General features: G+C 68.5%; 13 protein-coding genes. 3 read left to right on the forward strand and 10 right to left on the reverse strand.

Annotated elements, in window-relative coordinates:
- Positions 1-71 precede the first annotated feature (71 nt).
- From HNQ07_RS13830 to HNQ07_RS13840, 3 genes are read left to right on the forward strand one after another with little or no spacing between them, the layout of a single operon-like run.
- Positions 72-641 carry a DUF2239 family protein gene (locus HNQ07_RS13830; RefSeq protein ID WP_184112720.1) on the forward strand — a complete coding sequence of 190 codons (570 nt, stop codon included), beginning with the start codon at positions 72-74 and terminating at the stop codon, positions 639-641.
- Entirely contained in the window at positions 638-955 is a 318-nt protein-coding gene (locus tag HNQ07_RS13835) for a GIY-YIG nuclease family protein (protein ID WP_184112722.1), read from the forward strand. The genes HNQ07_RS13830 and HNQ07_RS13835 overlap by 4 nt, the downstream gene beginning before the upstream one ends.
- Complete coding sequence (locus HNQ07_RS13840; protein ID WP_184112725.1) at positions 946-1,551, forward strand: hypothetical protein; 606 nt, start codon at positions 946-948, stop codon at positions 1,549-1,551. The genes HNQ07_RS13835 and HNQ07_RS13840 overlap by 10 nt, the downstream gene beginning before the upstream one ends.
- A gap of 238 nt (positions 1,552-1,789) precedes the next feature.
- Here HNQ07_RS13840 and rplL read toward each other — a convergent pair whose 3' ends face one another.
- From rplL to HNQ07_RS13890, 10 genes are all read right to left on the reverse strand, one after another.
- A complete protein-coding gene (gene rplL / locus HNQ07_RS13845; protein WP_184112726.1) occupies positions 1,790-2,155 on the reverse strand; it encodes a 50S ribosomal protein L7/L12 in 366 nt (121 codons plus the stop codon).
- A gap of 60 nt (positions 2,156-2,215) precedes the next feature.
- Positions 2,216-2,713, reverse strand: a complete 498-nt coding sequence (gene rplJ / locus HNQ07_RS13850; RefSeq protein ID WP_184112728.1) for a 50S ribosomal protein L10 — start codon at positions 2,711-2,713, stop codon at positions 2,216-2,218.
- A gap of 213 nt (positions 2,714-2,926) precedes the next feature.
- Entirely contained in the window at positions 2,927-3,628 is a 702-nt protein-coding gene (gene rplA / locus HNQ07_RS13855; protein WP_184112731.1) for a 50S ribosomal protein L1, read from the reverse strand.
- Complete coding sequence (rplK, locus tag HNQ07_RS13860; RefSeq protein ID WP_136390117.1) at positions 3,621-4,055, reverse strand: 50S ribosomal protein L11; 435 nt, start codon at positions 4,053-4,055, stop codon at positions 3,621-3,623. Before rplK ends, rplA begins: the two co-directional genes overlap by 8 nt.
- Positions 4,056-4,219: 164 nt before the next feature.
- Positions 4,220-4,792, reverse strand: a complete 573-nt coding sequence (gene nusG, locus HNQ07_RS13865; protein ID WP_184112733.1) for a transcription termination/antitermination protein NusG — start codon at positions 4,790-4,792, stop codon at positions 4,220-4,222.
- Positions 4,789-4,980, reverse strand: coding sequence for a preprotein translocase subunit SecE (gene secE, locus HNQ07_RS13870; protein WP_184112735.1), 192 nt, complete (start codon positions 4,978-4,980; stop codon positions 4,789-4,791). The genes nusG and secE overlap by 4 nt, the downstream gene beginning before the upstream one ends.
- A 70-nt stretch (positions 4,981-5,050) precedes the next feature.
- Positions 5,051-5,218, reverse strand: a complete 168-nt coding sequence (gene rpmG / locus HNQ07_RS13875; RefSeq protein ID WP_022800165.1) for a 50S ribosomal protein L33 — start codon at positions 5,216-5,218, stop codon at positions 5,051-5,053.
- Between the two features lie 138 nt (positions 5,219-5,356).
- Positions 5,357-5,959: a hypothetical protein gene (locus HNQ07_RS13880; RefSeq protein ID WP_184112737.1), complete on the reverse strand. Its 603-nt coding sequence runs from the start codon at positions 5,957-5,959 to the stop codon at positions 5,357-5,359.
- Between the two features lie 87 nt (positions 5,960-6,046).
- Positions 6,047-6,607 carry a pyridoxamine 5'-phosphate oxidase family protein gene (locus tag HNQ07_RS13885; protein WP_184112739.1) on the reverse strand — a complete coding sequence of 187 codons (561 nt, stop codon included), beginning with the start codon at positions 6,605-6,607 and terminating at the stop codon, positions 6,047-6,049.
- A gap of 61 nt (positions 6,608-6,668) precedes the next feature.
- A partial coding sequence (locus tag HNQ07_RS13890; protein ID WP_184112741.1) for an EF-Tu C-terminal domain-related protein occupies positions 6,669-6,772 on the reverse strand: 104 nt, incomplete at its 5' end.

Raw genomic sequence — 6,772 nt, forward strand, 5'->3', positions numbered from 1 at the left:
CAAGGGCGGTAGGCCATTCATATTACCCGGGTGATATTGCCACCTGCTTTTTCGCCGGGTAATATCCGGGCATGGACGCCACCCCCACCTACACCGTCTTCCTCGGCCAGCGCCGGCTTCTCACCGCCCCGCTGCGCGAGGTGCTCACGACCCTCAAGACGCTGGAGCGCACCGGCACGGAACCGCTGCTGATCTTCAACGACCAGACCGGACGCACCGTGGACTTCGACCTCAGCGGCTCGCTGGACGACGTACTCGCCCGCGAGGACCCCGCGCCGGCCAGATCCGGCCCCGGCCGCCCGAAACTCGGCGTGGTCTCGCGCGAGGTCAGCCTGCTGCCCCGCCACTGGGAGTGGCTGGAGGCGTGGCCGAACGGCGCCTCCGCCGCCCTGCGCCGCGTGATCGACGAGGCCCGCAAGGCCGACCCGGCGGCCGAACGCCGGCGCATGGCCGTGCTTCCCACGGACCGCTTCCTGACCGTCATGGGCGGCGACCTGCCCGGCGCGGAGGACGTCAGCCGCGCGCTGTACGCCGGCGACGGCGCCACCTTCCGCGCCCTGGTCGCCGCGTGGCCCGAGGACGTCCGTCTGCACGTCCTGCACCTCGCCGCCCCGGCCTTCGAGACGGGGGAGGGCACGTGAGCCCTGTGCTCCCCACGCCCCGGCCCGGCGTGGCCCGCGTCACGCACGTTCCGTCCGGACGCAGCCTGCTCGTCCCGAGCGTGAACGTGGACGCCTTCCTGAACCGGACACGCTTCGAACTGATGACCGGAACCCACCGCCACGCGGCGCTGCAACGCGACTGGACCGGAGACGGCGCGGCCGCCTTCACCTTCGACGTGCTCGACACGCTGACGCCCGGCGACGCCACCCCCGCCACCCTGCGCGACGACCTCGAGGAGCTGCTGACCCTGTGGCAGGAAAAACTGAACCGCCCGGCGGCCCTGTGTTACTGACGCCCGACCTGACCGCCGAGCAGCTCGAACGGCTCGCCCGCCAGGACGCCCCGGACGTGCGGGCCGCCGTCGCCGCCCACCCGAACACGCCGCCCCACGTGCTGAGCGCCCTGGCCCCGGAGTTCCCCGGCGAGGTGCTCGGCAACCCCGGCCTGCCCCTATTGCGGCTCGCGCACCCAGGCCTGGTCCTCGAGTGGCCGCGCGCCACCCAGCTGATCCTGATCCGGCACGCGCGGGCGCCCCGCTGGCTGCGCCGCTACGCGCTCACGCACGCACAGAGCGACTATCAGGTGGCGCTGGCGACCAACCCTGCCCTGGAGGCCGAGACCGTGGCCGTCCTGGCCGCCCATCCCGCATGGCAGGTGCGCGCCCGGATCGCCGCCCGGCCCGACCTGCCTGCCGCGCTGATCGAGGCGCTGGCCGCCGATCCGGACTACGGCGTGCGGATGTACATCGCGGCCCGCGCCGACCTGCCCGAGTCCGGCGTGGCCCGCCTGCGCCGCGACTCCTCCGTGTTCGTGCGGCAGGTGCTGGAACAGACGCAGCGCGCCGGGCTGGCCGCCTTCTTCCTGGGCCTGTGCGTGCTTGGCCTGTAGGCCCGCGCTCCAGTGGCCTGCTCTATGTTCCCGCTGTCGGACGGGTGAAATGAGGGCTGGAGTGCGGGCGGTGAGGGATCGGGACAACCGAGACCACGGGGTTGAAACAGAAACGTCGTGTCACGGGTAAAACGGAGCTCCAACCAGACGACACAGTCCCGCCTCGGCGGGGCGTGGTCCTTGATCCAAGGAAAAACCCCCACCTTTCGGCGGGGGCTGCACTCCGGTGGGAGGGGACTTACTTGAGTTCGACCTTGGCGCCGGCCGCTTCCAGCTGGGCCTTGATCTTCTCGGCTTCGTCCTTGCTGATGCCTTCCTTCAGCGCGCCGCCCTTCTCGCTCATGTCCTTGGCTTCCTTGAGGCCCAGGCCGGTGATGGCGCGGATTTCCTTAATGACGTTGATCTTGCTCGCGCCGGCATCGACCAGCACGACGTCAAATTCGGTCTTCTCTTCGACCGGGGCGGCGGCGGGGCCAGCGGCGGGGCCGGCGGCGACGGCGGCGGTGACGCCCCAGGTTTCCTTCAGACCGTCGATGAGGTCCGCGAGTTCCATGATGGTGAGGGTGCCGAGCTGGTCAATCAGAGCCTGTTTGTCGTAAGCCATGGTGGTGTCCTCCAGAAGTGAAGTGGGTGGTGCGGGTGGTGCTGGAGCGGGAAACGCGCTTTACGCGCCCTGCTCTTCGAGTTTGGTCTTGTACGCTTCGAGGATGCCCACGAAGTTCGACAGGTGGGCGCTGAGCACGCCGACCAGTTCGGCCTGCAGCTGCTGCTTGCTGCCGAGGCTGGCCAGACGCTGCACGACGGCGACGTCCACCTTGTTGCCCTCGACGAAGCCGCCCTTGATGGCCGGGATGCCCTTGTCATTGCCCTTGGCCGCGTCGCTCAGCGCCTTGGCCACGCCGGCCGGGTCGTCCTGGGCCAGCACCAGGGCGCTGGGGCCCTTGAGCGCGTCCGTGAAGTCACGGCCGCCTTCTTGCAGGGCGATGTTGATCAGGGTGTTCTTGGCAACGATGAGCTGCCCGCCCTTCTCGCGGATGTCCTTGCGCAGTTTGCCCAGCTGGCCGGCAGTCAGGCCCTGGTAGTCGACGACGTAGAACGTCTCGATGTCCGTCAGGCTCTTCTGCAGGCTGCCCAGGGTCTGCTGGTTCTTTTCGTTCGCCACGCAGTACCTCCAGTGTGGGAACAAGTCCAGGTGCAGTGGGTGCAGTCTTTCAACATGCGGTCGCAACCTGGCAACTCGGCGGGATCTTTAAACGTTGGCGCGTCCCCGCTGTCTTTGGTGCCGGAATGAGGGCGTATTGGAAAGGTGCGTTGCTGCACCGGGGTGCCGATGGTGGGTGGGGAAGATGGCGCGGGGCCAGCGTCCCCAGGTGGATCAGGCGCTCGCGCCGCTCGACAGGGTCAGCGGAATGCTGGGGCCCATGGTGGTCGTGAGGTACGCGCTGCGCAGGAACACGCCCTTGGCGGAGCCGGGCTTGGCGCCTTCCAGGGCGCTCAGCAGGGCGCCGAAGTTCGCGCTCAGGTTGGCCGGATCGAAGCTGGCCTTGCCGATGGGCGCGTGCACGACGCCGGTCTTGTCGTTGCGGAACTCGATGCGGCCGGCCTTGAGGCCGCGCACCATGCCGGTCACGTCGGGACCGACGGTGCCGCTCTTGGGGTTGGGCAGCAGGCCGCGCGGCCCGAGCAGACGCGCGAGCTTCTGGCCGATCGCGGCCATCATGTCCGGGGTCGCCACGACGGCGTCGAAGTCCATGAAGCCGCCGGCGATACGCTCGATCAGCTCGTCGCTGCCGACGGTGTCCGCGCCGGCTGCCTGCGCGGCCGCGAGGTTGTCACCCTTGGTGATCACGGCGACGCGCACGGTGCGGCCGGTGCCGTGGGGCAGCGCGACGGTACCGCGCACGTTCTGGTCACTCTTGCGCGGATCGATGCCGAGACGGAAGTGCACTTCCACGGTCTCGTCGAACTTCGCGGTGGCGAGTTCCTTGACCAGCGCGGCGGCCTCGTCGATGGTGTACTGCTTGTCGCGGTCGACCTTGCCGACCAGCGCTGCGTAGCGTTTGCCGTGCTTAGGCATTGGGGGCCCCCTCGATGGTCACGCCCATGGAGCGGGCGGTGCCGGCGACCGTGTTCGCGGCGGCTTCAACGCTGCCGGCGTTCAGGTCGGGCATCTTGGTCTTCGCGATTTCCAGCACCTGATCCCAGTTGAGCTTGCCGACCTTGGCCTTGTTGGGGGTCGGGCTGCCCTTCTGCAGGCCGGCGGCCTTGCGGATCAGGTAGCTCATCGGGGGGGTCTTGGTGATGAAGGTGAAGCTGCGGTCAGCGAAAATGGTGATCTCGACCGGGATGATCGCGTCGCCCTTGTCCGCCGTCTGGGCGTTGAAGGCCTTCGTGAACTCCATGATGTTCGCCCCGTACTGACCGAGGGCCGGGCCGACGGGCGGGGCCGGCGTGGCCTTCCCAGCCGGGAGTTGCAGCTTGACAATCCCCATGACTTTCTTCATTTGGTTCCTCCTTAGCTCCCCCAGCGCGCGGCCGAACTGATTACGTTCGGGCGACTCCGGGGTGCTGGCGCTAAGTCCTGCGTTCGCCCGTGCGGGCGAATTGACAGCAACTTTTCGATTTTACTGCACGGCGGCCCACCTTGCCAAGTCGGCTGGGCGGGGGCTTACTTGGCGACCTGGGAGAAGTCGAGTTCCACCGGCGTCTCGCGGCCGAAGATGCTGACGAGCACCTTGACCTTCGCCTGCGGAATGTTGACCTCGCTGACCACGCCGCTGAAGTCCGCGAACGGGCCGCCGGTGACGCGCACCATGTCGCCCGCCTTGAAGTCCACCTTCACGCGCGGCGCTTCCTCGACCTTGGGCTGCGCGGCCACGCCGACCGAGGTCAGCAGCCGCTGCACCTCGTCGAACGACAGCGGCACGGGCCGGGTCGCGGTGCCGACGAAGCCCGTCACACCGTTCGTGCCGCGCACGACTTCCCACGACTCGCCCAGCTCGCCGGGCGCGTCGTCGTCCTCGACGTCCATCTGCACGAAGACGTACCCGGGGAAGAGCTTGCGCTGGACGGTTTCTTTCTTGCCGCCCTCGCGCAGTTCCACGGCGTCCTCGGTGGGCTGCAGCACTTGGAAGATCTTGGTGCCGCGCATGCCGAGTTTGCTCGCGCGTTCCATCAGCTGGCTCTCCACGCGGTCTTCCTGACCCACGTAGGTATGCACCGCGTACCACTCGATGCTCATGCGATCCTGCCCTGAAGGATCACGCGCAGCAGGGCGCCGAAGCCCACGTCCATCAGCCACACGACCAGCGTGAGGGCCACGACGAAGATGAGCACAGCCTGCGTGCCCTCGAGCACCTGGGCGCGCGTGGGCCACGAGACGCGGGACAGTTCCGCGCGCGAGTCGCGGAAATACTGGATCAAGTTCATGCCTTCACCTGCGTCAGTACGTGAGAAAGGAGGTCGGCGCGCGGCCGGGCGCGGGGGCCCGGAGCCGGCATCAGACCTTCTTCTCCTTGAAGACCACGTGCTTTTTCGCCACGGGGTCGTACTTGCGCAGCTCCATCTTGGCCTGCGTGTTGCGGCGGTTCTTGGTGGTCGTGTAGTAGAAGCCAGTGCCTGCGCTGCTTTCCATCTTCACGATGATGCGGGGGCCGTCCTTCGCCATGTGACTCTCCTTTCGCAGTCCGTTCCTGTCGGTGGAGCTGCTCCCAGCGCCCACTTTCGCAGGGTGCCCGTGACCGGGCGTTCGCTGGTAAAAGCCCGCCTTCTGGCGGGCAACATTCCAATTATAGGCACCTGACGCTCAACTGTCCACTGCCGCGCCGGTCCGGCCCTGGCACTGCCGGAGCACCTGCCGCACGAACCGGGACGGATCGCCCCCCAGCGCCCCACGCTCGGTCGGACCAAGGTCGGTCCGGCTGGCGACGGCCAGGCGCACGCTGTCGTCCGGGTCGTGCAGCAGTCGGCGCAGCAGGGCAGGGGGCAGGTCCGGGCGCGCCGCGATCCTGGCCCGCACCAGCCACGCGGTATGGGCCGCCAGTGTTTCCACCGTTTCGGCCCCCAGCCGTGGATGACGCGCCAGGGCCACCTGCACCTCCACGGATGGATGGCGGCGCAGTGCGGCCAGCAGCCACCCGGGCGCGTCTCCAAGCTGCAGCAGGGCGAGCAGGGACGGCACCGGCCAGCGCCCCACCATGTCCGGCTGTGCCAGCCGCAGCAGCGGCAACGCCGGGTTGCCCAGCACCTCAGCAGGAAACCCGGCAGCCAGCGTGCCCAGGATGGCCGCCGGCGTATTCGGATGCGCGGCCACGGCCCGCCGCACGCCCGCGTTCCGGTGCAGCGACAGGTTCGCCAGCTCGGCGGCGGTCAGGTGAGGATCGAGGGTGGCACGTTCGTCGGGCAGCATTTGGGCGACCTCCGAGCAGGAGAGCGTTCACCACCAGCATGCAGCGGCGGCGGCCGGCCAGCCCGGTACGGCCCGAGGAACACGCGCTCAGGACGAGGGGCTGGCGTCTGCCGGGAGGCCGGTGGGAAATCCGTCGATGCTGCGGACGTTCTTCTGTTGCTGGTACGCTCCGAGTTCCGCGGGCGTCTTTCTGGCCGCCCAGTCGTTCAGATCCTCACGGTCGGCCACATGATCCATCAGCGGTACGGCCATGCCGCACGACGTCTGCACCACGTCCACGTCCAGTACATAGACCTGCCGTGCACCGGGCAGTGGCGGGAACAGCGCCGCGTGCTCGGCCCACTCGGCATCCACGGGCTGGATCATCCGGGCCGTGCCGTACAGCCGCAGGATCAGGGGCGGGCCCTCCAGCGCACAGAACATCAGCGTCATCCGCGGCACCTGGAGCACGTGCGCGGCCGTCTCGTTGCCGCTGCCGGTCACGTTCAGCCACGCCACGCGGTTCGGCCCCAGTACCCGCAGGCTGTCCATGCCCTTGGGCGACACGTTCACCCGGCCGTCCGGCGCGGCCGTTCCCACGAAATACAGGTGCTGCGCCTCGATGAAGGCGCGCAGGTGGTCGCTGAGTGCGGGCATCTGTTTGGCCATACCCGAGGGTACCAATGAAGACGGGGAGGCCCGCAGGCCTCCCCGTCCACTCAGGGCTGACTTACTGAATGACCTTGGAGACGACGCCGGCGCCGACGGTGCGGCCACCTTCGCGGATGGCGAAGCGCAGACCCTCTTCCATGGCGATGGGCTTGATGAGTTCGA

The organism is Deinococcus metalli, from assembly GCF_014201805.1.
In the GTDB taxonomy this organism is placed as follows: domain Bacteria; phylum Deinococcota; class Deinococci; order Deinococcales; family Deinococcaceae; genus Deinococcus; species Deinococcus metalli.